This window comes from Marivivens donghaensis, from assembly GCF_030410045.1.
Taxonomy (GTDB): domain Bacteria; phylum Pseudomonadota; class Alphaproteobacteria; order Rhodobacterales; family Rhodobacteraceae; genus Marivivens; species Marivivens donghaensis.
Genome location: NZ_JAUFRA010000005.1, coordinates 245,259 through 270,822, shown reverse-complemented (window position 1 = coordinate 270,822; position 25,564 = coordinate 245,259). Strand labels below are relative to the sequence as shown.

Here is a 25,564-nt window from a genome sequence, read left to right as displayed (position 1 = left end):
TGGTGGCCTCTTTCATCCTGCGTTAATGCTACTGAACCCGTGGTCGCGGGTGTCGATCAGCGGCGTATTGGTGGTGTAGCCCGTGATCATCGGCAAATCTTTGGACCCGTCGAGTATGCGGTAAATGTTTTTCAGTGCCCGAACGTCGTGCCAAGGCTGGAGCCGTTTGTGGCACATCATGCTCAGCTGCCAATCGAAAGCCCCCAGAACGCCGACCTTGAGCCACATATCGGCAAGGCGTGCCGCCATTGCACCCGTCACCAGATAGCCGTCACCGCCCCAACCGGGGTCTTGGGGCTTCCATTGTTCGGGATCGGGATAAAGACCCGCATCGACATTGGCCAACTCTACATCACGAGAGGGCAAGTTCTGGATTGTCGCATCACAGGAACGGCGATTGATAAAGACCAGTTCCGCACCGACCTCACGCGCTGCCGTGATTGTGGCTGTCATCCCACGAGGCGCACCAAACATGAAACGGGCGTCGTCCTCAATGATAAGGGCATAGTCGTTTGGCCCAATATCACGAGCGACCATTTCCCATGCCTTCATATGCGAGAGGCTACAGCCAATTTCTGCATCGGTGATCACAGAGCGGTCACCACGGGTGACGCTGGTCTTGATCCCCTCAGGGAGGGTGCGTCCCAATATGCCTTCGACCACGTGATAGGGGCTGCCAAAGTCCGTGAAATGCCGCGTGGTCGCGAGGCGACGATGATCCGAAGGCAGAGAAATACAGTAGACAGGCACCTCGCACGGACCCGTTGACAGACGGTCAGCCTGTGCGCTGCGGGGCTGACGATCGGCCAGTTGTGGGAAATGTGTCCGCAGCCAGTCCAGTTGACCCGCCTCGATCAAAATCCGCACCAGTTTGTGGGCTTGTTGGCGGTTGTGTTGGATCACATCGCCCAAGGACCGTTTAATCGTCTGGATGCCTTTGCCTGGAAAGCCCGCAATGAAGAACTGATCGATGAGCAGCAGTTTCGCGCCAACCGAGTTGGGCTCACTCCGCGCCAATTGTCCCGCATAGCGCAGGGCATCGTCGAAACGGCGCAGATGGTTGAGGGAGGCCACATAAGGAACATGAACGTGGGTCGGATCATATCTCCGCACGAGGGCGGTCCGAACCTTGTCCAGTGCGTCGCCCGTCTGAAAGGCCGCCGTCATCCTTAGGCACATAGAGATCCGAAAGCCCAGATCCTCCAGCCCGTCACAGTCATCATGGATCAATTGTTGGCGAAGCGCGGGATACATATCCTGCCCACGTTGCCAGACATGACGCGAGAACGGGTTGACCTTGCGCAGCCGTTCAGCCGAGGGGGCATTGGTCTGGGACGCTTCGGTCATAATTGGGCCTTTGGTTCAAAACGGAACGGTCGTGTCATCACCTTTGCCCTCTTACGCGAACGAATGGCGTGCTCTGACCCTATCGCCCTCTACATAATTGACGAATATCATATAATTTTGATCATCCCTCAAGATTGTTTCTGAAATTAGCGCCAAACTTAAAAGTGGAGATTTGCGGCGCATCAACAGGTTAGACTTATTCCCTAAACGGCATTGGACCGTTATGGGTATAGGGAGCCGTCGAAGAAACAGGTCCGAATTGATGTCCATCCTCGCCGTCACCTGCGTAAAGAACGAAGCCCCCTATTTGTTAGAGTGGCTGTCGCATCACCGTGCGCTGGGCGTCGACCATTTCCTCGTGTTCTCGAATGATTGTGAGGACGGGACCGATGTGATGCTCGACCAACTGGCGCGGGCAGGGTGGGTGACCCATGTGCGCCACAGCCAGCAGGGCAAAAAGACGATCCAATGGCAGGCGCTGCGGACAGCCTATGGGCATACTGACTATTCGGCGGCGGAATGGGTGCTGTTCTTTGACGTGGACGAATTCATCGCGCTCGACCCGTCTGTGCCTGACCTAAAGGCACTGCTCTATAGAGACATGGACGCAATGATCCTGCCGTGGCGGTTGTTCGGCCATGGTGGGCAGAGCAGCTTTACGGATGCGCCCGTGACCGAACGGTTCACGACGGCGGCGACACGGTCCATTCCTGTGCCCCTTGGGCATTTCTTTAAAACGATCTATCGCCGTTCGGTGTTTGGTGAGATGGGCGTACATCGTCCCAAATCGCTCGCCAATGGCACCGCGCGCTGGGCGGATGCAGCGGGAGGGCCGTTGCCTGACGCGATTGCGCAGATGCCGAACCGCATCAACAGCTTTGGTCATGTCCCAGCGAAACCCTTGGTTCAGTTGAACCATTATTCGGTGCGGTCGGTTGCGGAATATGTGCTGAAAACGCGGCGAGGGTTGCCCAATAAGATGCACCTCGACCTTGGCCTGAAATACTGGGTGTCCCGCAATTGGAACACGGTTGAGGATTGGGCGATCAGCCACCATGCGCCCGCCACCCGTGCGATGTGGGCCGAGATCGAAACGGACGCGTTGCGCGATCTGCACCAAAAGGCCGTTGCGTGGCATCAAGAGCGGTTCGCGCAGGTGATGACCGAGGCAGAGACTGTTGATCTCTATTGGCAACTTCAGCTTGCGGGATCGTCGCATGAGCCCGATGCTGACACCGCCCGCAGCTATTTTACCTTTTTGCAGGCTGTCCATCGGCAAGAGGGGGCCTAGGGCGCGGATTGGGCTTGACCTCAGGCGCGCTTGCGCTTTGTTACAGGGCAGCGAACAGTAACCAGACCAAGAGGATTTCTCTGATGGCATTTCAACTTCCCGATCTTCCCTACGCACATGACGCTCTTGCCGCTAAAGGCATGTCGGCAGAAACGCTGGAATATCACCACGACCTGCACCACAACGCATACGTCACCAACGGTAACGCAGCGATTGCAGGCACCGAGTGGGAGGGTAAATCCCTCGAAGAGATCATTGTAGGCACCTACAACAAAACCGCAGTTGCCCAGAACGGTATCTTCAACAACATCTCGCAGCTTTGGAACCACAACCAGTTCTGGGAAATGATGGGACCGGGTTCGTCGGCGATGCCGGGCGAGCTGGAAAAAGCTCTCGTTGAGTCGTTCGGTTCGGTTGACGAATTCAAGTCGCAGTTCTCTGCTGCAGGCGCAGGTCAGTTCGGCTCTGGCTGGTGCTGGCTGGTGAAAGACACCGACGGCGGCCTCAAAGTGACCAAAACCGAAAACGGCGTGAACCCGCTGTGCTTTGGTCAGACCGCTCTGTTGGGTTGTGACGTGTGGGAACACTCCTACTACATCGACTTCCGTAACAAGCGTCCGGCCTACCTGACCAACTTCCTCGACAACCTCGTGAACTGGGAAAACGTGGCATCGCGCCTCTGATTTCAGGCACTCACGACGATTGGTTTGGGCGCGAAAGGATACTTTCGCGCCTTTTCCTTTTTTAAGCGCGCGGTGCGCTAACAGAACAGAAGACTACGCCGTTTGTGACGCAAAGACCTGTGACAAAGAACGGCATCATGAAAAAAACTCTCCGCAAGTGGTTCCTCAGCTGGCAGACGATCAGCATCTACATGTTGGTCGGTGGCGCGCCATTGTTTTTGGCTGTGGTCTTTTCGGGTATCCTTGGCATCCAGCGCCTGAATGAGGTGCGCGACGTTGATCGTCTTGAAGTTGTTGTTGAGACCGTAGAGCAAACCAGCAATCTGGTTCTTGAGCTGCAGAAAGAACGGTGGTTGAGCGTTCAGTACCTTGAGGGGGAAGGCTCCATCGGCAAACAGGAACTGATGGCACAACACGCTCTCGTCGATGCTGGCCTTCATGACTTTGCTGATGCAGGCAGCATGTGGTCAGATATTGAACTGTCGCGAATGCTGCTTGATCTCTCGGAAGAAATCAAACTCTTTCAAGAACTTAGAGATGATGTCGAGCAGCGCAACGTCACGACGGAAGCAGTGATTGAACAATACTCGGGTATCAACAAGAGCCTGATCAATATTGCCGATCACGCCTCTGGCGCGTTGAGCAGCGGTGAGACATCGCTTATTCTCGAATCTTTGAATAATTTTCTGCGGGCCCAAGAAGCAGCCAACGATGAAAAGGCAGCGGCGCTGCGGGTTTTTTCGAAGCGGGCGATGGTCGGGGATGATCTGCGTCGTCTGATCGAATTGCGGACGATGGTGGATATCGGTCTGAACCATTTGACGCTATCGCCGTTCCCCGCATTTGCGGAGCACGGTCGCTCGCTTTTGGCCTCGCCAGAGTATCAGGCTGTTACCGAAATTGAGAAACAGGCTGTTCACGGGGATTTTTCGATTTCCGTCTCAGACGTGAGTGCGGCTTACGATGCAAGCTTGGCAATGATGGAACATCATATCCAAGAAACATGGGATCTTTTGGATGTCGTTATCGTAGAGTCCAAAGCAGAAGCGACAAAGAACCTAATTCTTGTGACCGCAATCTCGGTTCTGCTGATCGCCTTTGTGGCCCACCTGATCTACATGATGGCACGCACCGTTCAGGAGGTCTTGGGTGAGGTCGTTGGTAATGCTTTGCAGATGATTGATGGCAATCTGGACGTGACTTTCCCGAAGGTCGGCAACAACGGCATTTCGACACTTATCAAATCGGTTGAAATTTTCCGCAACACGATCCGCGATACCCGCGATGCCGACGCCGTTCGCGCGCAGCAAGAAAAACAACGTTTGGACGAGTTGGTCGCCCGCACAGAGCAGTCCAAGGCGCGGTCCGAACGGATTTCGAATGACCTTGAGAACACGGCGCAAACCGTTGAAGAGTTTGCGAATTCCGTGTCATCATCGCTCAAGACAACTGAGATGGCGAACACATTCGCCAATGAGATGCAGCTGAGCGCGAACGAGGGCAACACCGTTGTTCAGAACGCGAATGCGGCGATGGAACGGATCCGTGCGGCCTCGGACAAAATTACGTCGATCATTAAGATCATTGATGAAATCGCATTCCAAACGAACCTCCTCGCGCTGAACGCACGGGTAGAGGCCGCACGTGCGGGTCATGTGGGTCGTGGTTTTGCGGTGGTCGCAACCGAGGTTCAGCAGCTTGCAGCACGCTCTGCCCGCGCAGCGAGCGATGTCTCTGAGCTGATCGAACAATCCGCCTGCGAGGTCCGCAACGGTGCCGCAATCGTGGAAACCAGTGGCGTCACCTTGGCCGAGATTGCCTATGGCGCGACAGAGATCGCTGGCCTGATCGATACGATCACTGAGATGAGCCGCCAACAGTCGCGGTCGCTCAATGAAGTCAGCGCGGCGACGGGGCGTCTGGACGACGAAATGCAGGCGTTGGCACGGGAATTTACCCAAGCCTAACTGCGCCCCTAGAACGGGCTCTTGTCTTTGGCGAACGGCTGTGACCTAAACGGGTCAACGTTCACCAAAGGCAGCCAACATGACCGAAGCAGTCAAAGGGATCGTCGCGCTCGTTGTTGCGGCGATTGTTTGGGGGTTGTCGTCCCTCTATTACGCACAGCTTCGCCATTTGCCGCCTCTCGAAGTGCTCTGCTATCGGTCGCTCTGGTCGCTCTTGTTCTTTGGGGTCATCCTGACGTTTCAGGGGCGTTTGGGCCAGTTGCGCGGCGCGTTGGGCACGCCTCGCAAATTCGGAGTGATCTTCTTGGCGGCCTCACTGATTGGGGCCAATTGGTTCGGGTTCATCTTTGCGATCAAATTCGGCTACGCGGTTGAGGCCTCAATGGGCTACTACATCTTCCCGCTGGTCGTGGTGATGCTGGGCCGCTTTGTGCTGGGGGAAAGCCTGTCGAATTGGCAATGGGGCGCTGTGGCTCTCGCGGCCTTTGCGGTGTTGATCTTGGCCGTGGGGCTCAGGGTTCCGCCGTGGATCGCACTCGGGTTGGCGTTCACCTTTGGCGGCTATGGGTTGGTGAAGAAACAGCTCGACCTTGGTCCTGTTTTGTCCGTGACGGCAGAGGTGCTGACGCTCGCGCCCTTTGCGCTCACCTATCTGTTCCTCTTTGGCACACCAGACAAGGACTGGGGCACGCAAATCTTGCTCGCGCTCTCTGGCCCGCTGACGGCCTCACCGCTGATCTTTTTCGCCTATGGGACGCGGCGGGTGCGGCTCTCTACGGTTGGAATCCTACAATACGTGAACCCGACGCTGCAGTTCGTCGTGGCGACAACCGTGTTTTTAGAGCCGTTCACCCTCTGGCACGGGATCGCATTCCCGATGATTTGGGTTGCGCTCGTCCTTTATTCGGTCGCGGCCATCCGTCAGGACAGGGCGTCCCGCAGAGCCGTTTCCAGCGCTGTCGTATCCTCGACCACGGTGACGTAGGACCGCAGCGTTTCACCTGCAAAGCCTTCGTCCACGATATGATCGAGCAGGTCGAAGAGCTTTTGCCAGTAGCCCTCAATATTGACGAGGTAGATGGGTTTGCAGTGCAGACCCAGTTGCCGCCATGTCAGAACCTCAAAGAACTCATCAAGCGACCCGCCGCCACCTGGCAGAACGACAATCGCATCGGCGTTCATAAACAGGATCTTTTTGCGCTCGTGCATGGTTTCGGTGACGACATAGCTGTCGAGGTCACGTTTGCCGACTTCCCATTTGACGAGGTGTTCGGGAATGACGCCAAAGGTCATACCGCCCGCTGACTGGGTCGCCCGTGCGACAGTGCCCATCAGACCCACATCGCCCGCACCGTAGACCAGACGCCAGCCATTCGCGGCCAGCATCGTGCCTGTATCAACGGCGGATTGTTCATAAGACGGGCGGTTGCCCGACCGTGACCCACAGTAAACGCAGACTGATTTCATCGTGGCCCCCAAAATAGCCATTAGATAGCTTTGACCCTGAATAGGGCGGTTGATATGGTCCAACAACCCTTGATCAAGAGGGGCGGCAATTTGCTGCTGGGGAAGGAACACGAGTGACGACAAAATCTAGTCAGGGGACATTGGTCCTCGGGGGTGTGGTTGTAGTAGCTGCAATTGCGCTTGGGGCTTATTTCATTGGACAAGGCTCCGACGGGGCGGAAACTGCAACACCTGCTAATCTGGCCGAGGTGCCCGCGGTTGCCACTGAAGCAGCGCCTGAACCAGCATCCGCAGCAGAGCCATCACCTGTTGTCGAATTGACCCGCGCTGCGCCGATCTTTGACACTGTTCGGGTCGAAGCGGACGGCACTGCCGTGATTGCAGGGCAATTTGACGGTGGTGGCGCGGTGGAACTGCGCCTTGATGGTGAGGTGATTGAACGGATTGAGGCGGGCGCTGACGGTGCCTTTGCCGCGTTCCTGACGATTGCTCCGTCTGATCAGCCGCGCGTCCTGTCGCTGGTCGGTGATCCCGATGGCGATGCGATTGAGGCGGCAGAGACTGTGATCATCGCACCGTTCGGTATGGCAGAGCCTGAGATGGCTGCGGGTGTTGCTGAAGAGGTTGCTGCTGAAGAGGTTGCCGCCGAGGAAACTGCGGAAGTCGCGGTTGCTGAGGCCAACACAGAGGTTGCTGAAGCGCCAGATACCACAGAACCTGTTCAAGACGCAGAGCCCGTCGTTGCCGCCGCAGAACCAATAACAGAGGAAACTGCCGCTGAGCCAGCTGCCCAAGAAGATGTGCAGGTTGCAACCGCGGCAGAACCGACAACAGCCGCAGAACCCGCAAGCGAACCCGTTGCTGAAGCTGAACCTGTCGAAGCTGCACCCGTTGCTGAGCCAGTCGCAGAACCCGCACCTGCCGAAGCTCCGCAACTCCTCGTCGCGGATGCAGAGGGTGTGCGTGTCTTGGCGGATGGGGCCGCACTTGAGGCGCTGACGCTCGACACGATCACCTATGACGACAATGGTGAGGTGAAGCTGGCTGGCCGTGCCACGGGCGAGGGCTTTGTTCAGGCTTATCTGGATGGCGCCTCTGTCGGCACCGCAACGATCCAAGCGGACCGGTCTTGGCAGATTGACCTCGTCGACGTTGAACCTGGCGTTTACACCCTGCGACTGGACGAAGTGTCGGCTCAGGGCGAAGTTGTCAGCCGCATGGAAACCCCGTTCAAACGTGAGGTCGCGACCGAAGTGGCAGCGACTATGGCGGATCAAGTGACCGAGGAAACCCGCGCTGCGGTCCGCACGGTTCAGCCGGGCAATACCCTTTGGGCGATTGCGTCGGACACCTATGGGGACGGCATTAAATATGTCTACGTCTACGAGGCCAACCGCGATCTGATCCGCGATCCTGACCTGATCTACCCCGGACAGGTTTTCGTCCTGCCCGAGATTAGCGAGTAACCCTACTGGCAATCTACTTCGGCGGCGCATAGGTTCCACTGGTACAGCCAGAACGGAGCCTCCATGCGCCGCCTTTCCAAAACAGATGCGAACCTTAACAACGACCGCGTGCAAGGCATGCGGGTGCTGCGCCGTGCGGTGCCTTATCTTTGGCCTGACGGTCAGGCTTGGGTCAAACGGCGGGTTGTGATCGCGCTGACGGTGCTTTTGGCGGCAAAGCTGATCGCCGTTGTGACACCGATTTTCTACAAGCAAGCCGTGGATGCTCTGTCGCCTGACGGTAGCCCTGCGACCTTCCTTGCGTTGGGTGCTGTGGGTCTGACGCTCGCCTACGGGATGGCGCGCCTGATGGAGGTGGGGTTCAACCAGCTCCGCGACGCGATCTTTGCTAAGGTCGGACAGCGCGCGTTGCGGCGGCTCGCGATTGAGACGTTCACCCATATTCACCGTCTGTCGATGCGCTATCACATCACCCGCAAAACAGGGGGCCTAAGCCGCATTATGGAACGCGGGGTGAAGGGCGTGGAATTCCTCTTGCGGTTCCTCGTGTTCAATATGGGGCCGCTGATGCTCCAGCTTTTGATGATCGCAGGGATGCTGATGTATCTCTTTGACATCCGCTATGTGGCGGTCGTTGTGCTGACCATTGGGCTCTATATCGCGTTCACCTTCCGCGTCACCGAATGGCGGGTGAAAATCCGCAAAAAGATGAACGAACAGGACACGGATGCGAACCAAAAGGCTATCGACAGCCTGTTGAACTTTGAAACTGTGAAGTATTTCGGCGCCGAAAAATGGGAGGCCGACCGCTACGATGGCGCCATGGCGCAGTATGAAAAAGCGGCGATTAAGACCTCGTATTCGCTGGCCTTTTTGAACTTTGGTCAGTCCGTTCTGATCACCAGTGGCCTTGTTGCTGTGATGGTTATGGCCGCGATGGAGGTCCAAAGTGGCGTCCTAACCGTCGGCGATTTCGTCATGGTGAACGCCTACATGATCCAGATTACCATGCCGTTGAACTTCCTCGGGTCGGTCTATCGCGAAATCCGTCAGGCGCTGATTGATATGGGTGATATGTTTGACCTCTTGGACCAGCCGTCCGAGGTCACGGATAAACCCGACGCGACCGAGCTGGTGGTGAACGGCGGGGCGGTATCGCTGAACGCGGTAGAGTTCGCCTATGACGCAGAGCGTCCGATCCTCAAGGGCGTGTCGATTGACGTGGCCGCGGGCGAAACCGTGGCTATCGTCGGCTCTTCTGGGTCGGGCAAATCGACCATCGGGCGTCTGTTGTTCCGGTTCTATGACGTGACGGGCGGCTCGCTAACTATCGACGGTCAAGACGTGCGGGACGTGACCCAAGACAGCCTTCATGCAGCAATTGGCGTGGTGCCGCAGGACACGGTGCTGTTCAACGACACAATCCGCTACAACATCGCCTACGGGCGCCCCGATGCGTCAGAGGCCGAGATCGTCGAGGCCGCAAAGGCCGCGCAAATCCACGACTTTGTCCTGTCTTTGCCCAAGGGCTACGACACCCAGGTGGGTGAACGCGGGCTGAAACTCTCGGGCGGGGAAAAGCAACGCGTGGGGATTGCCCGCACGATCCTGAAAAACCCGCCGATCCTATTGCTGGACGAGGCGACATCGGCGCTCGATACGGAAACAGAGCGGGACATCCAGACCCAGCTTCGGGCGATGGGTCAGGGCCGCACGGTGATCACCATCGCACACCGTCTGTCGACCATCGCGGATGCGGACCGCATTGTGGTGTTAGAGGACGGTCATATCGTCGAACAGGGGCGCCACGATGCTCTGCTGGCACAATCTGGGCGCTATGCGCAGCTTTGGCAGAAGCAAGCCTCAGAAGATGCGGCTTAACAGCCACCAGAGGCGAAATAGAAAACGGGCGCGGTGATCTCTCATCGCGCCCGTTTTGTTTATTCTGCAGCCCGTAGTGTGGATGGGGCAGCGGGTTCTTCGGTGTCTTCCCAAATGATCTCTGGCGCTTTGACCTTGCGGGCCTCGCGGGCCAGTGCCCAGTCTTGTGCCGCGCGGCTACCGCGACCCATCGACAGGCGGGCCAAGAGGCGGCCGAGCCAGTGCAGGTAGGTCGTGAACCAAACCCGTGCGGCCAACATCGCGGGGGTGAACACCAGCGTCAGAACCGTCGCGATGCCAAGGCCAAAGACAACCGCCGTCGCAAGTTGTTTCCACCAGAGCGCCGTCGGGCTGTCGATCGAATAGCCCCCGTTGATGAAGTCGAGGCTGAGGCCGAACATCATCGGCGCAAGGCCCGCCATCGTGGTGATGGTGGTCAAAAGAACCGGACGGATGCGGTCTTCGGCGGTGCGAATGATCGCCTCGAGACGCGGCATATACTGGTTATATTCCTGATAGGTATCGATCAGAACGATGTTGTTGTTCACCACGATCCCCGCCAGCGCCACGATCCCTGTCCCCGTCATAATGATCGAGAAGGACTGATCCATCACAAGCATCCCGATCAGAACGCCCGTCGTTGACAGGATCACTGCCAGAAGCACCAGCACAGAGTTATAGAAGCTGTTGAACTGTGCCAGAAGGATGATGAACATCAGCATCAGCGCGGCAGAGAAGGCCTGACCCAAGAAAGCAGAGCTTTCCTCTTGGTCCGCCATATCGCCCGCCCATTCAAAACTGATCCCCGCAGGCAAATTGCCATCGTTGAGCCAGCTTTCGACAAAGGCGATCCGTTCGTTGCCGTTCACGACTTCGCGTTTCAGGCTACCGTTTGTGACGGCATCGCGCTGTGCATTGGTCATCGCGTCCTCGGCCACGATGGTGAACGTGCCATCCTCAGCCGTCAGTTTCACCAGCCCATCGGCCACGCCTGCCTTAATGTCAAAGTAGCGCTTTTGGTCGATGCGGTCGATCTGCGCCAGTTTCGGCACAGGGGTGCGAGTGATGAAGTTCGACAACGGAACGAGGCCCGCAGAGGTGCGCACCTTGAGGTTATCAAGGGTGGACAGAACGCGGTCTTCTTCGGGGAGGCGGACGCGGATTTCGATCTCTTCGTCAGAGCTATCCACTCGCATCGTGTCGAGCAGGATCCCCCGTGTCACGAGCTGCACCATGCCACCCACGGTCGCCACGTCAGCGCCGTAACGACCTGCTTTTTCCACATCGACCGAGATTTCCCAATCGATACCGGGCAGGGGGCGGCTGTCTTCGATCTGGGTCAGACCCGGAACGGTTTCAAAGAACGCGCGCGCTTCTGCGGTGGTCGCAAGAAGTTGCTCCCAGTCGTCGCCCTTGAGCCGCAAGTGCACAGGTTTCGTCGCCGCAGGACCCATCGCAAGGTCGAGCGTTTCGGTGTGAACACCCGGGATTTGGTCCAGTTTCGCCTGAAGGTTCGCCATGACCGTTTTGCCGTTCAACTGTTCCAGCGGAATGTCATTGGCACGGGCAAAGGCGGGGCGATCATCCCATGGGATCAATTCGATCTGCAACTGACCGACGGCATCACGCGGGCTCTCTGCGCCTGCGGTATTCGCGTTCAAGCCACCTGCGCCCGCGAAAGCAAAGACGGTTTGGATGCCGGGAACCGACAGCGCGATCTCTTCGGCCTGACGCACGAGGACGTCTTTTTCCGAAAGGCTGAGGTTGCCGCGCGCTTGAACGTAGACGATCGCTTGCTCTGGTTCAGTCGCGGTAAAGAACTCGACGCCGTTATTGTTCGCCCCGAAATAGGTGAAGGTCGACATAACGATGGCGAGGATCGCGCCCACAGTGACAAGCGGCATGACAGGGTTACCGGCCACGCCCCAAATCACCCAGCCAAACGGACTGCGGTGATAACCCGCACGGATTTTGGTCTGCTTACGCTCAATCTTGGCCGCGCCGATGGTGATCGATAGGCCGACCGCGCCGAGCATAAAGAGGATCATCCCCGGAAGCGACGCCATGAGGCCAGAGGTTTGCACCGCTTCACCCGACAGATAGGCAGGGTTCAGAGTCATCATCGCACCGACAAAGGCCATCAGACCCGCAGGCACGACCAACAGGGCACGCACGACCCACGGCAAGCGAGCCTTGAGCGCGTCAGAGGTGCGGCCAAACAGACGGCTGGTGCGGCCCAGAACGCCACCCATAACGGGCATGTAGATCAGCGCCACGATCAGCGAGGCCGAGAGAACAAAGATCAGCGTGACAGGCAGCATCCCCATGAACTGACCTGGAACACCCGGCCAGAACAACATCGGCAAAAACGCACAGAGCGTTGTCGCGGTCGATGACACCACGGGCCAGAACATGCGCTTTGCGGCCTCGGTATAGGCGGACATCGGGCCTGCGCCCTCGGAAATCCGTTTGTCCGCATATTCCACGACCACAATCGCGCCGTCGACCAGCATCCCCACGGCGAGGATCAGACCGAACATCACGATGTTCGAAATCGTCACGCCCATGATGCCTAAGAGAAGGAACGCGAGCAGGAACGACGTCGGGATCGAGAAGCCAACCAGCAGCGCAGAGCGGGTGCCGAGCGAGGCCAGAACCACGATCATTACCAGCGCAATCGCGGTCAGAACCGACCCCTCAAGCTGCGAAACCATTGACGCAACCGTGCGGCTTTGGTCGTTCGATGCGCCGACGTGGACGGCGGCTTGAAGGTCGGCAGGCCATTGCGCCCGTGCATTTTCAACCGTTTCACGCACCAAAGCAGCGGTGTCGATGAGGTTGTACCCCCGTGCTTTCACCACCTGAAGCGCCACGGTTTTCACGCCGTTGAAACGGGCGGTGCTTTCGCGGTCTTCAAAGGTCAGACGGATCGTCGCCAGATCGCCCAAGGTGATCACGCGGTCGCCGTTGGTTTTGACGGGCAGGCTGTAGATGTCTTGGGGGCTGTCGAACGAGGACGGAATTTTGACCGAGAAGCTACCCTGTTCGGTCGACACTTCACCCGCAGCAATGAGCAAGTTGTTCATCGTCACAACGTTGATCAATTCGCCCGCGGTGACGTTATAGGCCTCGAGCCGCAGAGGATCGATCACCACCTCAACCATCTCGTCGCGCGTGCCTGCAAGGTTGGCCGAAAGGATCGCTTCGATCCCTTCGAGTTCGTCCTGCAAGTCTTTGGCAACCTTAATCAATGTGCGTTCGGGCACGTCGCCCGTCAGGTTCACAATGATGATCGGGAATTCAGAGAAGTTGATCTCGTTGATCGAATATTGATCCGCGCCATCGGGGAATTTCCCCTCAACCGCGTTCATCGCATCACGAACGTCGGCCATGGTGCGGGTCTTGTCCCAACCGAATTCGAACTCGAGCGCGACACCTGCATAACCTTCGGCAGCGGTGGCAGTCATGGTTTTCAGGCCGTCGATGTCCGACAGTTCGGTTTCCATCGGTTCGACCAGCAGGCGTTCCGCGTCGGTCGCGGAAATGCCGGGGAAGGGTACAGACACGAACAGAGCCGGAATTTCGATATCCGGCTCACCTTCTTTGGGGAGGCTCACATAAGCGACCGCACCCGCGATGATCGATAGCACAATAAAGGCAATGACCATCCGCGCACGGCTGGCCGCCCAGTCAATCATTCCAGTCATCCCTTAGCCTCCTGAAAGGTCGGGGCGACGGTGACGCCTTCGACAACGTATTCTTGACCAGCGGTGATGATATTCGCCTCAGTCTCAAGGCCCGTGACCCAGATGCCGTCGATGGTGTCGCGGACAACTTCGACCTTGGCAAAGTGGACAGTGTTCGTTTCATCAATCACGCGCAGACCCAGATCGCCGTTGTCATTCAGCGTCAACGCCGATTGCGGGACGAGGTGCGCCTTGCGGCCATCGGTTCCGATGATGATTTCTGCGGTTTGACCATCACTGATCGCCATGTCGGCGTTCGGCACTTCGACCTCGACGCGGAAGGTGCGGGTGGTGTCGTCGGCGGAGCGGGACAGGAACGTCACGCGGCCCATCACATCACCACCAGCGGCGAGGCGGGCACCAGCGGGCGCACCAACCTGAACCTTGCCCACTTCGATCTCAGGCACAAAACCAACGAGCTTGATCGGGTCGAGCTGGATGATCGTCGCGCAGGCCGCGCCCGTTGACAGGTAGGTGCCCAATTCCGCCGTGTCGGTTTCCAACAGGCCAGAGAAGGGCGCTATGATTTTGGTGTTTTCGATTTCACGCTGTGCAGCGCTGACCGCAGCCTCAGCAGCAGAGAGCGCAGCTTCGGCAGAGCGCAGGCGGCTTTCACTGGCGTAACCGTCCCCAATCAGACGTTCAGCCGCGGTGAGGTTCAGTTCCGCCTCGCGCTTCGCTGCTTCGACCTGAGCGAGCGACGCCTCGCGGTTGCCTATGTCGATCTCGCAGAGCAAATCGCCCGTATTCACAAAGGACCCTTTGCGCAGCGGTTCAGAGATGATCTGACCCGTGGTTTCGGCCCGCACATCCACCTGACGTGCAGCTTCGGTGCGACCGCGCAAGATGACCGCGCTTTCGATACCGCGCTCAGTGCTCCGCAGAACGACAACTTTGATCAGCGATGGCTCGTCAACTGGGGTTGCAGCCCCCTCGGCCTCGACTTCAGCAGAGGTGTCAGCCTGAGCAAACGCCAGCAGGCTGTCGCGTTCCGCAACGAGGAAGTAGAGAAACGCAGTTACAACGACAGCTGTAATAAGCGGCATTACGCGCATGGTTTGGCCTTTCGAAATACGGTCACAGTTCGCAACTAACCGCGGAAATAGTCATGAAAAGGTTCAGAGCAAGGAAGAATCTTGTTCAGTATACGCTAAACCATTTGGTTCAGATTAGTGATTTTTGCCTTTTTCTGCAAGGCAGCGAAGCTGACTGAATAAAACCGTGATCTGCGAAGGTCTTGGCAATTCCTGAAGGTTCAAGTTAAGACGGGGCACCAACAGTTTTAGAAGGCCGGTCGCGCAATGAGCAATAACGAAAGCTTCATCGACGAAGTCAACGAAGAGGTCCGTCGCGACCAGCTTTTTACCTACATCCGTAAATACGGCTGGATTGCTGCTTTGACCGTCACGGGGCTAGTCGGCGCGACAGCCTGGACCGAATATCAGTCGGCTCAAACCCGTGCGGCTGAACAGGCTGCGGGTGACGCGATTTTTGATGCTCTCGAACAAAATGAATGGGCAGACCGTCAGGCTGCATTCGCACAATTGCCGCCGTCTGTGATGTCGCTTTTGATGACAGGTGCTGCGGCCCAAGAGGCAGGTGACACCGCCGCTTCGGCTGACGCATTTAATGCGCTCGCGAATTTGGACGGCGCACGTCAGGTCTATCGTGACCTCGGTGCGTTCAAGGCGCTTTTGGCCAATGCGGAAAACTTGTCCACCGACGAACGGATCGCAGGGTTCCAAAACCTTGCAGCACCGGGTGCGACTTTCGCGCTTTTGGCCAAAGAACAGATCGCTGTCGCACAATTGGAAGCAGGCGATGCAGAGGCCGCACTGGCCACGCTGCGCGAGATCAGCGGCGATGCAACGGTCACGCAGGGCTTGCGCAATCGGGTCGAAGGCTTGATTGTGGCGCTGGGTGGTGACGCGTCTCAGTAACGCAGGAACGAAAACACGTCGGAGGACGGGGCAGTGACAAAATTTACCTTCCTTGGCACGGCTGCACTTGTGGCATTGCTCGCGGGTTGTGGATCAAAGGATGTCCGTCTTCCGGGCGAACGCTTGGATATCCGTGATGGCCTCGCCTCTGCCCCTGTGGCTGAAGTGAATGAGGCCCGCGAGATTTCTCTGGGCCAGCAGGTTTCTAACGCCGACTGGACCCATCGTGGCGGCAACGCCGCGCACTCCATGCCGCATCTGGCGCTCTCTGCGACTCCGACCTTGGTTTTTGCCGCAAACATCGGTGAGGGCGAAAGCCGCCGCGCACGGATCACCGCTGATCCTGTCGTTTCGGGCGATGCGATTTACACGATGGATGCCGCGACGACTGTGACGGCGACAGGCACCAACGGCGCAACGCTTTGGTCCGTCGACCTGACCCCTGCGGGCGAGGGTGGGTCTGCCTCTGGCGGCGGTTTGGCTGTAGACGGTAACCGTCTCGTTGCGACCACGGGCTATGGTGAGGTCATCTCAATCGACCGCAGCACAGGTGGCGTGATCTGGCGTCAGACCTTGGATGCTTCTGGCGCGACCACGCCGACCGTTTCGGGCAACTTCATTTATGTTGTGGGCCATGACAACCGTGGCTGGGCGATCCAGTCGGACAACGGTTTGGTCAAATGGACTGTCAATGGCGCACCGTCCAACACCAGCTATGGCAGCGGTCCGGGTGTTGCCGTGACGGATCGCTTTGCGCTCATGCCGTTTGCAGGCGGTGAACTGGTTGCGGCCTTCCGCGATGGCGGCTTGCAGCGTTGGTCGGCCTTTATCGGCGGCGAACGTCTGGGCCGTCCGCTCAATGCCTTTGACGGGCTGAGCGGTGGACCTGTGGTCAGCGGTGACACGATCTACCTCGGTAACTCTTCGGGCATGACCATTGCGCTGGACGCTGTATCGGGCGACCGCAAATGGTCCGCACACGAAGGCGCTGTCGGTCCTGTCTGGCCTGTGGGCGGTTCGGTCTTTGCCGTGAACGACCTGAACCAATTGGTGCGTTTGGATAACCGTGACGGGTCCGTCATCTGGCGCGTCGCGCTGCCTGACCTGATCGAACGCCGCGCCGGGAAATCCCGCTCAGCCGTCGCTCACTACGGTCCGATCCTTGCCGGCGGGCGTCTGATTGTGGCCTCGTCGGACGGGCTGATCCGTCAGTTCGATCCCGTGTCGGGCGCTCTCGTTGGACAAATCGAAATTCCAAGCGGTGCGGCCTCTGCGCCCGTCGTTGCAGGAAATACACTCTATGTCGTGTCAAAGAACGGGCAATTGCTGGCTTTCCGTTAACGCGGGAATGGTGTATCGCCCCGATCTTGATCTGAAAGGGCTTTAGCCATGACATTCACCCTCGCCATTGTTGGCCGCCCGAACGTGGGCAAGTCGACATTGTTCAATCGCCTTGTAGGCAAGAAGCTCGCGCTGGTCGACGACCAGCCGGGGGTGACGCGTGACCTGCGTGAAGGCGACGCGAGACTCGGCCATTTGCGATTCACTGTGATCGATTCTGCGGGTCTCGAAGACGCGACCGACAACAGCCTTCAGGGCCGTATGCGTCGTTTGACCGAGCGTGCGGTGGAAATGGCGGACGTTTGTCTGTTCTTGATCGACGCACGTGTGGGCATCACGCCGACGGACGAAGTCTTTGCTGACATCCTGCGCAAAAAGAATGCGAATGTGATCCTTGGCGCGAACAAATCCGAGGGTCGGGCAGGCGAGGGCGGTTTCCTTGAGGCCTATTCGCTCGGCCTTGGTGAACCGCTGCGGATTTCTGCGGAACACGGAGAAGGGATGGACGAGCTTTATCACGTTCTCCTCCCGATCTCTGAGCAGTTCGAAGAACGCGCTGCCCAAGATGCGCCAGAAGTCGACGTCGATATTGAAGAGTGGGACGAGTTCGAAGAAGGCGATGAACCCGAAGTTCCGATGCCCACGTGGGATAAACCGCTGCAAATCGCCGTGGTGGGTCGCCCGAACGCGGGTAAATCGACGCTGATCAACAAAATCCTCGGAGAAGAGCGTCTGCTCACCGGACCTGAGGCTGGCATCACCCGCGACGCGATTTCGGTTAAGACCGAATGGGACGGTATCCCAATGCGTATCTTTGATACCGCGGGGATGCGTAAAAAGGCTAAGGTTCAGGAAAAGCTGGAAAAACTCTCCGTTTCGGACGGTCTGCGTGCTGCAAAGTTTGCTGAGGTTCTGGTTGTCCTTCTCGACGTTGAAATTCCGTTCGAGCAGCAGGATTTGCGGATTGCCGACCTTGCCGAGCGCGAAGGCCGCGCGGTCGTAGTTGCCGTCAACAAATGGGACCTTGAGGACGAGAAGCAGGACAAGCTCAAAGACCTGCGCGAGAAATTCGAACGTCTGCTGCCGCAGCTTCGTGGCGCGCCGATGGTCACCGTGTCCGCGAAAACGGGCAAGGGGCTGGATCGTTTGCACAACGCGATCATGCGGGCCTACACGATCTGGAACCGCCGCGTATCGACCTCTGCGTTGAACCGTTGGTTGGTTGGTATGCTAGAGCAGCACCCGCCGCCCGCACCGCAGGGTAAGCGGATTAAAATGAGGTATATGACGCAGGTGAAAGCCCGTCCGCCTGCATTCGTCGTTATGACGTCGCACCCTGATAAGGTTCCGGAAAGCTATAACCGTTATCTTATCAAAGGCTTACGTGACGATTTTGAGATGCCGGGAACGCCGATCCGTCTCTTCTTGCGCGATCAGGGGGAAAAGAACCCCTATAAGAACAAGAAGAAGAAACAGACCGGACGTCTGGCGAAACACCTCAAGTCGAACCGCGGCGAGTGACGTTAATCAGGCCGAGCGCGGCAATGCCCGCGCCGGCCAAAACAGACATCACGATTATGTCTGTGCCGTTCTGCACCACAATCCCAAAGAGCGCCCAACTCACAGCGAGGCCATAGGCTGGCCCGCTGGGGGGCATGAGTTGCACCAGAATGGCAGCAGTCATCGCGAGGATCAGACCTGCGATGGAGGCGGCCTCGTAGCTCAGCACGCCAAAGCCCGCGAGGGTGATCGACAGCGACACCACAGAGGCGGCCGTCAGCCACCCCGCATAGAGGCCGAGTGGCACCTTCAGCCACCAGTAATCCTTGGTCGGGGAGCGTAAGAGCGCTAAGACGGTGACGCCTGCCATGATGAGGATCACCACCGTCGCCCAGATCGCCGTGGCATTGGCAATCGATAGCCACAGCGTGCCGAGCGCGAGCGACAGCGCCAACGGCCCCCGCACGATGTCCCACGCGCCATCAGTGCGCCGTTTCACCAGCCCATAAACCGCAGAGGCCACAAGCCACGAATAGATCACGCCCCAGATCGCAAAGGCATAGCCTGCGGGCTGGATCGGCGGTTGATCCATGAAAACGGGGAGGTGTTCAGAGCGATATCCCGTGAACGGCTCTGTCACCAGAGGCGCGAGGATAAACGTAGATGCAAAAAGGGCGACCAGCCACGGTAAGGATTTTTTCATAACCCTTATACGTGGCACAGTCGCCCTTTGGATCAAGTGCTTAGGCCAGATCGCCCGCTGCGGTGAGCGTGGTCTTGCCTTTGAGGTAGGGGTGCAGGACAGCCGGAAGCGTGACCGAGCCATCAGCGTTCTGACCGTTTTCCAGAACCGCGATCAGCGTGCGGCCAACCGCGAGGCCAGAGCCGTTCAGGGTGTGGACGAACTGCGGCTTGCCACCGTCGGCGGGTTTGTAACGCGCGTTCATGCGGCGGGCTTGATAATCGCCTGCGGTCGAAACCGAGGAAATCTCGCGGTATTTGTCCTGACCAGGCAGCCAAACTTCGAGGTCGTGAGTGCGCTTCATACCAGCGCCCATATCGCCCGAGCAGAGTTTAACCGTGCGGTACGGCAATTCGAGCGCCTCAAGGATCGCTTCGGCCTGACGGGTCATGCGGGCATGTTCGGCCTCGGACTGATCGGGGGTGATGATGGTGACCATCTCAACCTTTTCGAACTGGTGCTGACGCAGCATGCCAGAGGTATCGCGACCAGCTGAGCCAGCCTCAGAGCGGAAGCACTGGGTATGCGCGGCGTAACGGCGGGGCAGGGTGGATTCGTCCACGATGTCGCCATTGACGAGGTTCGTCAGCGTGACCTCTGCGGTCGGGATCAGCCACCAGCCGTTGGTGGTTTGATAGCTGTCCTCGCCGAATTTCGGCAGCTGGCCCGTGCCATACATCATCTCTTCTTTGACCATGACGGGGGTGATCGCTTCGGTCAGGCCGTGAACGTCCACGTGGTAATCCAGCATGAACTGAGCCAGCGCACGGTGGATACGCGCCACAGCGCCCGAGAGCACCACAAAGCGGCTGCCCGAGAGTTTGGTGCCAGCGGTAAAGTCCATACCCGTCTGAACGCCAGCGATTTCAAAGTGTTCAACAGGTTTGAAATCGAAGCTGCGCGGGGTGCCCCAACGGTTGATCTCAACGTTGTCGTTTTCATCCGCCCCATCCGGCACGTCATCATAGAGCATGTTCGGAATGGTCAAGAGGAGCGTGTTCAGCTCCTCGTCTTTTTGTTTCGCCTCTTCGGTCATGCGGGCGATGTCGGCTTTTTTCTCAGCCACCAGTGCGCGGAGGCGTTCGAACTCAGCCTTGTCACCGCGACCTTTGGCAGCACCGACCTCTTTGGACGCTTTGTTCTGTTCAGCGGTCGCGGTTTCCGACGCGTGGATCAGGGCGCGGCGCGCCTCGTCCAGAGCGAGAACGGTTGACGACATAGGTTCGGCCCCACGACGCGACAGGGCAGCGTCGAATGCGGCCGGATTTTCGCGGATAAAGCGGATGTCATGCATGGGGCTTCTCCTTCTTAATGACGCGGTGCTTATGGCATGGGTGGGGAAGGGTGAAAAGGGGCTCTGCCCCCTCTTGGCTGCGCCAATTCACCCCCGGGATATTTGTCGCACATAGGGGCAAGGGGGATTTTTTGGCGGGCTGCGGCATTATCACGAAGATATGGGGTTGCGGTCCGGTTGCCATTCCCCCATCTGCGAATTAACGTGCCGCGACTTTTGCGGGGCGAGACCTGCATATTTAACACGAAGGGGAGCGCCTGATGGAGGCCATTCAAGGTATCGTACCGTTTATCCTGATCTTCGGGATCATGTATTTCTTGCTGATCCGTCCGCAGCAGAAAAAGGTAAAAGAGCATCAGGCGATGGTTGCTGCGCTGCGCCGCGGTGATCAAGTTGTCACCCAAGGTGGGATCATCGGCAAAGTGTCGAAGGTCAAAGACGACAATGAGATCGAGATCGAGATTGCTGCGGGCGTCAACGTTCGCATCGTGCGTTCGACCATTGCTCAGGTTGTGAGCAAGACCGAACCTGCTAAGGCATAAGACAAGGCCCCGGACATGCTGCATATTTCGCGCTTTCGCCAGTTGATGATCCTACTGGCCTGCCTGGCCGGGGTTGTCTTTACCTTGCCGAACTTTTTCTACGGCCGCGTCGAGTCTCATAACGACGCGGTTAAATTGGTTGATGCGGGGATGAGTTCCGATCAGATCGCGGCGGATGTCGCGCTCTGGCCGTCGTTCCTGCCGTCGAATTTGGTGAACCTCGGGCTTGACCTGCGGGGCGGTGCGCATCTGCTCGCCGAAGTGCAGGTGCAAGAGGCCTATGGCGCCACGCTCGACGCGATGTGGCCTGAGGTGCGTGATGTGCTGGCTGCAGAACGTGACACCGTTGGGTTTGTGACCCGCGAAGAGTCCACCGCTGACGCGCTGCGCGTGCGTATTTCCGATGCCGCTGGCATGGAGCGTGCGCTGGAACTGGTGCGTGGTTTGGGCCAGCCTGTTGCGACCCTGACAGGCGCGGGTGCATCGAACATCACTGTCTCTGCTGAGGGCCAAGTGATCAGCATCGGGCTCTCTGAGGCGGAAAAGCTGGCCTCTGACGACCGTGTGGTCAAACAAGCGCTTGAAATTATTCGTCGTCGTATTGACGCTGCGGGCACACGTGAGCCTGCGATCCAGCGTCAGGGCGACAACCGTATCCTGATCCAAGTTCCCGGCGCGAAATCGGCGCAAGAATTGAAAGACTGGATCGGCACGACGGCTCAACTGACCTTTAACTCGGTCGTTGGTCGCACCACGGATGCGAATGCAAATCCGGGTGTGGGTAACATCCTCGCGCCGTCTCTGAACGAAGAGGGCAGCTATTACATCCTTGAACGGACCCCCGTTGTCACGGGTGAAGAGCTGGTTGATGCGCAGCCATCGTTTGATCAGAACGGTCTGCCGGCTGTATCGTTCCGTTTCAATCCGACGGGGGCTCGGGCCTTTGGTCAGTATACCTCGGAAAACGTGGGCGCGCCGTTTGCGATTGTCCTCGATAACGAAGTGATCAGCGCCCCGACCATTCGTCAGGCGATCACGGGCGGCTCTGGTATCATTTCGGGGAGCTTCTCGATTGAGGAATCCACGAACCTCGCGGTTCTGTTGCGGGCTGGTGCGCTGCCTGTTGGTCTGTCCTTCCTCGAAGAACGCACGATCGGCCCAGAACTGGGTGCGGATAGCGTGAAGGCGGGTCAAATTGCGGCGCTGGTTGGTTTCGCGCTGATCATGATCTTTATGGCGCTGACCTACGGCCTCTTTGGCTGGATCGCGAACCTCGCGCTGGTGATCAACGTTGCTATGATCTTTGGGGCATTGTCGGTCCTCGGTGCGACGCTCACGCTGCCTGGTATCGCGGGTATTGTGCTGACCATGGGTATGGCTGTGGACGCGAACGTTCTGGTTTTTGAACGGATCCGTGAAGAGCTGAAAACAGCGAAAGGGCCAGCGCGAGCAATTGAGCTGGGTTATGAACGCGCGATGTCGGCAATTGTGGATGCGAACATCACTACGATCATCACCGCAGCCATTCTTTGGTTCGTTGGCTCTGGCCCTGTGCGCGGCTTTGCGACCACTCTGGGCATCGGTATCGTGACTTCGGTCTTTACCGCGCTCTTTGTGACCCGTCTTTTCATCGTCTGGTGGTTCCAACGCCGCCGTCCCAAAACCATCGAGGTCTGAGCCATGCGGATGCGTCTTGTCCCTGACAACACGAACTTCAATTTCTTCCGCGTCGCACGCGCTACCTTTGGGGCGTCTGTGGTGTTGGTGATTGCCTCTGTCATCGCGTTTTTCGTGATGGGGCTTAACTTTGGTATCGACTTCCGTGGCGGCACCACGATCCGCACAGACAGCACAAACGCTGTGGATGTTGCAGAGTATCGTGCGGCGATTGATCCGCTCGGCCTCGGCGATGTGGTGATCACGCAGGTCTTTGACCCGACCTTTGCCGCAGATCAGCACGTGGCGATGATCCGCATTCAGGCCCAAGACGGGCAGGAAAGCATTTCCCAAGACATCGTGGGCAATGTTGAGGCTGCTCTGAAAACGGTCGATCCAGCGGTGACGTTTGCCTCTGTTGAATCCGTTGGTCCCAAGGTGTCGGGCGAGCTGATCTCTAAGGCGGTTTATGCCGTTCTCGCGGCGCTTGTCGCGATCGTGGCCTATATCTGGCTGCGGTTCGAATGGCAGTTCGCGGTGGGCGCTGTTGTGGCTTTGATCCACGACGTTGCGGTGACCATTGGCCTTTGGGCGGTGTTCCAGTTCAAATTCGATTTGGCGACCATCGCGGCGCTTTTGACCATCGTGGGCTATTCGATCAACGATACCGTGGTTGTCTTTGACCGCGCCCGTGAAAACCTGATCAAGTATAAGCAAATGCCGCTGATCGACGTGCTGAACCTCTCGGCCAACGAAACGCTGAGCCGTACCATCATGACCTCGGGCACCACGCTTTTGGCGCTGATCGCGCTCTTGGTGCTGGGTGGGGACGTGATCCGTGGGTTCGTCTTTGCGATCACTTGGGGCATTCTGGTTGGTACCTATTCGTCGATCTATGTTGCAAAGAACATCGTGCTTATGCTCGGTGTGAAACGTGACTGGTCGAAGGAAAAGAAACCTACCGGCAACCAGTTCATGGATATTGATGCCTGATTTTTCTTGGGGATTGAGCTATCTCAAACCCCAAGCGGACACGGCGCTGTAACAGGCACTGAGCAAAGAGGATAAGACATGCGTTTGAACGAGGTCGTTTATTCCGATGCCAAGCCCGTTGATGGCTATGGTCCCGGTTTTTTCCGCATCGGTGGTGAGGTCTTTGAGGGCCCGCTGGTCGTGACCTCCACAGGCGTGTCCTCTTGGGGCGGCTATGACGACGTTGAGGCGCTCTTGGCGCTCAAAGACGCGGTTGATGTGGTCTTTGTCGGCACAGGCGCAGAGATCGCGCATTTGCCCGCCGCCCTTCGCACCGCGTTAGAAGAGGCGGGTATCGGCGCTGAACCGATGTCGTCGCCCGCGGCCTGCCGCACCTATAACGTCCTCTTGTCCGAAGGCCGCCGCGTCGCGCTGGCCTTGATCCCCGTCTGATGCGGCTCGCGGTCACTGATCTGGCCTGCGCGCGCGGTGGGGTTCCTGTCCTCGCTGGCGTGTCGTTCACGGTCGAGGCGGGGCAGGCGCTGGTTCTGCGCGGTGCTAATGGCATCGGGAAAACCACGCTCTTGCGGACGCTCGCGGGGCTGCAACCTGCATTGAGCGGTGACATTGACCTGCCCGACGATCAGGCCGCCTATGCCAGCCACGCGGACGGGATCAAAGCGCAGCTGAGCGTCGAAGAAAACCTGAGCTTCTGGGCCGAGGTTTACGGCAATCCTGTGCCTGACACCATTTACGAGGCCTTTGATCTGGTTGATCTGCGCCACCGCATGGCGGGCACCTTATCCGCAGGGCAAAAGCGGCGTCTAGGTCTGTCGCGGCTCGGTGTGATCGGGCGCAAGGTGCTGTTCTTGGATGAACCGACGGTGTCGTTAGATCGGTTCTCGGTGAACCTTTTTGCGGATTTCATCCGTGATCAACATCTGGCCAAAGGCGGCATCGCGGTTATCGCGACCCATATCGACCTTGGCCTTGATGCGCCCGAACTTGACTTAGAGCCGTTCCGTGCCTCGGCTGATCAATCTGGTGGCAGCGACGAGGCGTTCTTGTGATCGCGCTCCTAAAACGCGACCTTTGGCTTGCGGTGCGGGCAGGGGGCGGGTTCGGCCTTGGCCTTGCGTTCTTTTTGATTGTCGTGGTGCTGATCCCCTTTGGCGTGGGGCCTGATGCGTCGGTGTTAGAGCCTATCGCGCCGGGTATCCTATGGGTCGCGGCACTGCTCGCTTGCCTTCTGTCACTCGACCGGATTTTCGCGCTGGATTACGAAGATGGCTCTTTGGCGCTCCTCGCGACATCGCCGCTGCCGCTTGAAGGCGCAGCATTAATCAAAGCGATTGCTCATTGGCTGACCACGGGTCTACCGCTGACCCTCGCGGCGCCGCTCTTGGGTGTTCTTTTACACATGAATTCAGAGGCCTATGGCTATCTGTTCATCTCGCTAGCACTCGGCACGCCTGCACTGTCGATCATCGGCACCTTTGGTGCGGCGCTGACCGTCGGACTGCGGCGTGGTGGCCTCTTGCTGTCGCTTCTGGTTTTGCCGCTATATGTCCCGACGCTGGTCTTTGGGGCCGAAGCGGTGCGCCGTGGCGCGGCTGGGATGGATGTGACAACGCCCTTTGTGATGCTGGCGGGTATTACTGCGGGGGCTTTTGCGCTATTGCCATTCGCCAGTGCTGCGGCACTGCGGGTCAACCTGCGCTAAGACAAC

Annotated in this window: 21 protein-coding genes; 15 read left to right on the top strand and 6 right to left on the bottom strand. The window is 58.1% G+C overall.

The features are described 5' to 3' along the window. Positions 1 to 12 precede the first annotated feature (12 nt). Positions 13 to 1,347 carry a glycosyltransferase family 25 protein gene (locus QWY83_RS06950; protein ID WP_249945527.1) on the bottom strand — a complete coding sequence of 445 codons (1,335 nt, stop codon included), beginning with the start codon at positions 1,345 to 1,347 and terminating at the stop codon, positions 13 to 15. A gap of 262 nt (positions 1,348 to 1,609) precedes the next feature. Between QWY83_RS06950 and QWY83_RS06945 the strand changes: the two genes are divergently transcribed. The 4 genes from QWY83_RS06945 (at position 1,610) to rarD (ending at position 6,273) form a co-directional block, all read left to right on the top strand. Next, positions 1,610 to 2,638: a glycosyltransferase family 2 protein gene (locus QWY83_RS06945; protein WP_249945528.1), complete on the top strand. Its 1,029-nt coding sequence runs from the start codon at positions 1,610 to 1,612 to the stop codon at positions 2,636 to 2,638. An 83-nt stretch (positions 2,639 to 2,721) separates the two neighbouring features. After that, entirely contained in the window at positions 2,722 to 3,321 is a 600-nt protein-coding gene (locus QWY83_RS06940) for a superoxide dismutase (RefSeq protein ID WP_249945529.1), read from the top strand. A 137-nt stretch (positions 3,322 to 3,458) separates the two neighbouring features. Then, positions 3,459 to 5,288: a methyl-accepting chemotaxis protein gene (locus QWY83_RS06935; RefSeq protein ID WP_249945530.1), complete on the top strand. Its 1,830-nt coding sequence runs from the start codon at positions 3,459 to 3,461 to the stop codon at positions 5,286 to 5,288. 79 nt (positions 5,289 to 5,367) lie between these two features. Then, positions 5,368 to 6,273 carry an EamA family transporter RarD gene (gene rarD, locus QWY83_RS06930; RefSeq protein WP_249945531.1) on the top strand — a complete coding sequence of 302 codons (906 nt, stop codon included), beginning with the start codon at positions 5,368 to 5,370 and terminating at the stop codon, positions 6,271 to 6,273. Here the strand turns inward: rarD and QWY83_RS06925 are convergent. Beyond that, positions 6,210 to 6,755, bottom strand: coding sequence for an LOG family protein (locus tag QWY83_RS06925; RefSeq protein WP_249945532.1), 546 nt, complete (start codon positions 6,753 to 6,755; stop codon positions 6,210 to 6,212). The genes rarD and QWY83_RS06925 overlap by 64 nt on opposite strands. 113 nt (positions 6,756 to 6,868) lie before the next feature. On the opposite strand from QWY83_RS06925, the gene QWY83_RS06920 reads away from it, so the two are divergent. Together QWY83_RS06920 and QWY83_RS06915 are read left to right on the top strand one after the other, a co-directional pair. After that, positions 6,869 to 8,221, top strand: a complete 1,353-nt coding sequence (locus QWY83_RS06920; protein ID WP_249945533.1) for a LysM peptidoglycan-binding domain-containing protein — start codon at positions 6,869 to 6,871, stop codon at positions 8,219 to 8,221. 63 nt (positions 8,222 to 8,284) lie between these two features. Then, positions 8,285 to 10,102: an ABCB family ABC transporter ATP-binding protein/permease gene (locus QWY83_RS06915; protein ID WP_249945534.1), complete on the top strand. Its 1,818-nt coding sequence runs from the start codon at positions 8,285 to 8,287 to the stop codon at positions 10,100 to 10,102. 59 nt (positions 10,103 to 10,161) lie between these two features. Here the strand turns inward: QWY83_RS06915 and QWY83_RS06910 are convergent, their stop codons facing one another. Both QWY83_RS06910 and QWY83_RS06905 read right to left on the bottom strand, forming a co-directional pair. Beyond that, positions 10,162 to 13,809, bottom strand: a complete 3,648-nt coding sequence (locus QWY83_RS06910) for an efflux RND transporter permease subunit (RefSeq protein WP_249945535.1) — start codon at positions 13,807 to 13,809, stop codon at positions 10,162 to 10,164. Continuing rightward, positions 13,806 to 14,903, bottom strand: a complete 1,098-nt coding sequence (locus tag QWY83_RS06905) for an efflux RND transporter periplasmic adaptor subunit (protein WP_249945536.1) — start codon at positions 14,901 to 14,903, stop codon at positions 13,806 to 13,808. The genes QWY83_RS06910 and QWY83_RS06905 overlap by 4 nt, the downstream gene beginning before the upstream one ends. A gap of 246 nt (positions 14,904 to 15,149) precedes the next feature. Here QWY83_RS06905 and QWY83_RS06900 point away from each other — a divergent pair, with 246 nt between their 5' ends. The 3 genes from QWY83_RS06900 to der are packed head-to-tail and all read left to right on the top strand — an operon-like array spanning position 15,150 to position 18,650. Further along, positions 15,150 to 15,788: a hypothetical protein gene (locus QWY83_RS06900; RefSeq protein ID WP_249945537.1), complete on the top strand. Its 639-nt coding sequence runs from the start codon at positions 15,150 to 15,152 to the stop codon at positions 15,786 to 15,788. A 33-nt stretch (positions 15,789 to 15,821) separates the two neighbouring features. Continuing rightward, positions 15,822 to 17,129, top strand: coding sequence for a PQQ-like beta-propeller repeat protein (locus QWY83_RS06895; RefSeq protein ID WP_249945538.1), 1,308 nt, complete (start codon positions 15,822 to 15,824; stop codon positions 17,127 to 17,129). 48 nt (positions 17,130 to 17,177) lie between these two features. Continuing rightward, positions 17,178 to 18,650, top strand: coding sequence for a ribosome biogenesis GTPase Der (der, locus tag QWY83_RS06890; RefSeq protein ID WP_249945539.1), 1,473 nt, complete (start codon positions 17,178 to 17,180; stop codon positions 18,648 to 18,650). Here the strand turns inward: der and QWY83_RS06885 are convergent. Then, the gene (locus QWY83_RS06885; RefSeq protein WP_249945540.1) at positions 18,628 to 19,332 is read right to left on the bottom strand and encodes a TspO-related membrane protein; all 705 of its coding nucleotides are present in this window, start codon (positions 19,330 to 19,332) and stop codon (positions 18,628 to 18,630) included. The genes der and QWY83_RS06885 overlap by 23 nt on opposite strands. Positions 19,333 to 19,372: 40 nt before the next feature. Next, positions 19,373 to 20,665: a serine--tRNA ligase gene (gene serS, locus QWY83_RS06880; protein WP_249945541.1), complete on the bottom strand. Its 1,293-nt coding sequence runs from the start codon at positions 20,663 to 20,665 to the stop codon at positions 19,373 to 19,375. A 260-nt stretch (positions 20,666 to 20,925) separates the two neighbouring features. Here serS and yajC point away from each other — a divergent pair, with 260 nt between their 5' ends. From yajC to ccmB, 6 genes are all read left to right on the top strand, one after another. Continuing rightward, positions 20,926 to 21,207 (top strand): preprotein translocase subunit YajC, encoded by a 282-nt coding sequence (yajC, locus tag QWY83_RS06875; protein ID WP_105234824.1) that lies wholly within the window; start codon positions 20,926 to 20,928, stop codon positions 21,205 to 21,207. Positions 21,208 to 21,222: 15 nt separating this feature from the next. Then, the gene (gene secD, locus QWY83_RS06870) at positions 21,223 to 22,884 is read left to right on the top strand and encodes a protein translocase subunit SecD (protein WP_249945542.1); all 1,662 of its coding nucleotides are present in this window, start codon (positions 21,223 to 21,225) and stop codon (positions 22,882 to 22,884) included. Between the two features lie 3 nt (positions 22,885 to 22,887). Next, the gene (secF, locus tag QWY83_RS06865; RefSeq protein ID WP_249945543.1) at positions 22,888 to 23,856 is read left to right on the top strand and encodes a protein translocase subunit SecF; all 969 of its coding nucleotides are present in this window, start codon (positions 22,888 to 22,890) and stop codon (positions 23,854 to 23,856) included. A 78-nt stretch (positions 23,857 to 23,934) separates the two neighbouring features. Further along, positions 23,935 to 24,288 carry an Mth938-like domain-containing protein gene (locus tag QWY83_RS06860; protein WP_249945544.1) on the top strand — a complete coding sequence of 118 codons (354 nt, stop codon included), beginning with the start codon at positions 23,935 to 23,937 and terminating at the stop codon, positions 24,286 to 24,288. Then, a complete protein-coding gene (gene ccmA, locus QWY83_RS06855) occupies positions 24,288 to 24,905 on the top strand; it encodes a heme ABC exporter ATP-binding protein CcmA (protein ID WP_249945545.1) in 618 nt (205 codons plus the stop codon). The genes QWY83_RS06860 and ccmA overlap by 1 nt, the downstream gene beginning before the upstream one ends. Next, a complete protein-coding gene (gene ccmB / locus QWY83_RS06850) occupies positions 24,902 to 25,558 on the top strand; it encodes a heme exporter protein CcmB (RefSeq protein ID WP_105234829.1) in 657 nt (218 codons plus the stop codon). Before ccmA ends, ccmB begins: the two co-directional genes overlap by 4 nt. The last annotated feature ends 6 nt before the right edge of the window (positions 25,559 to 25,564 follow it).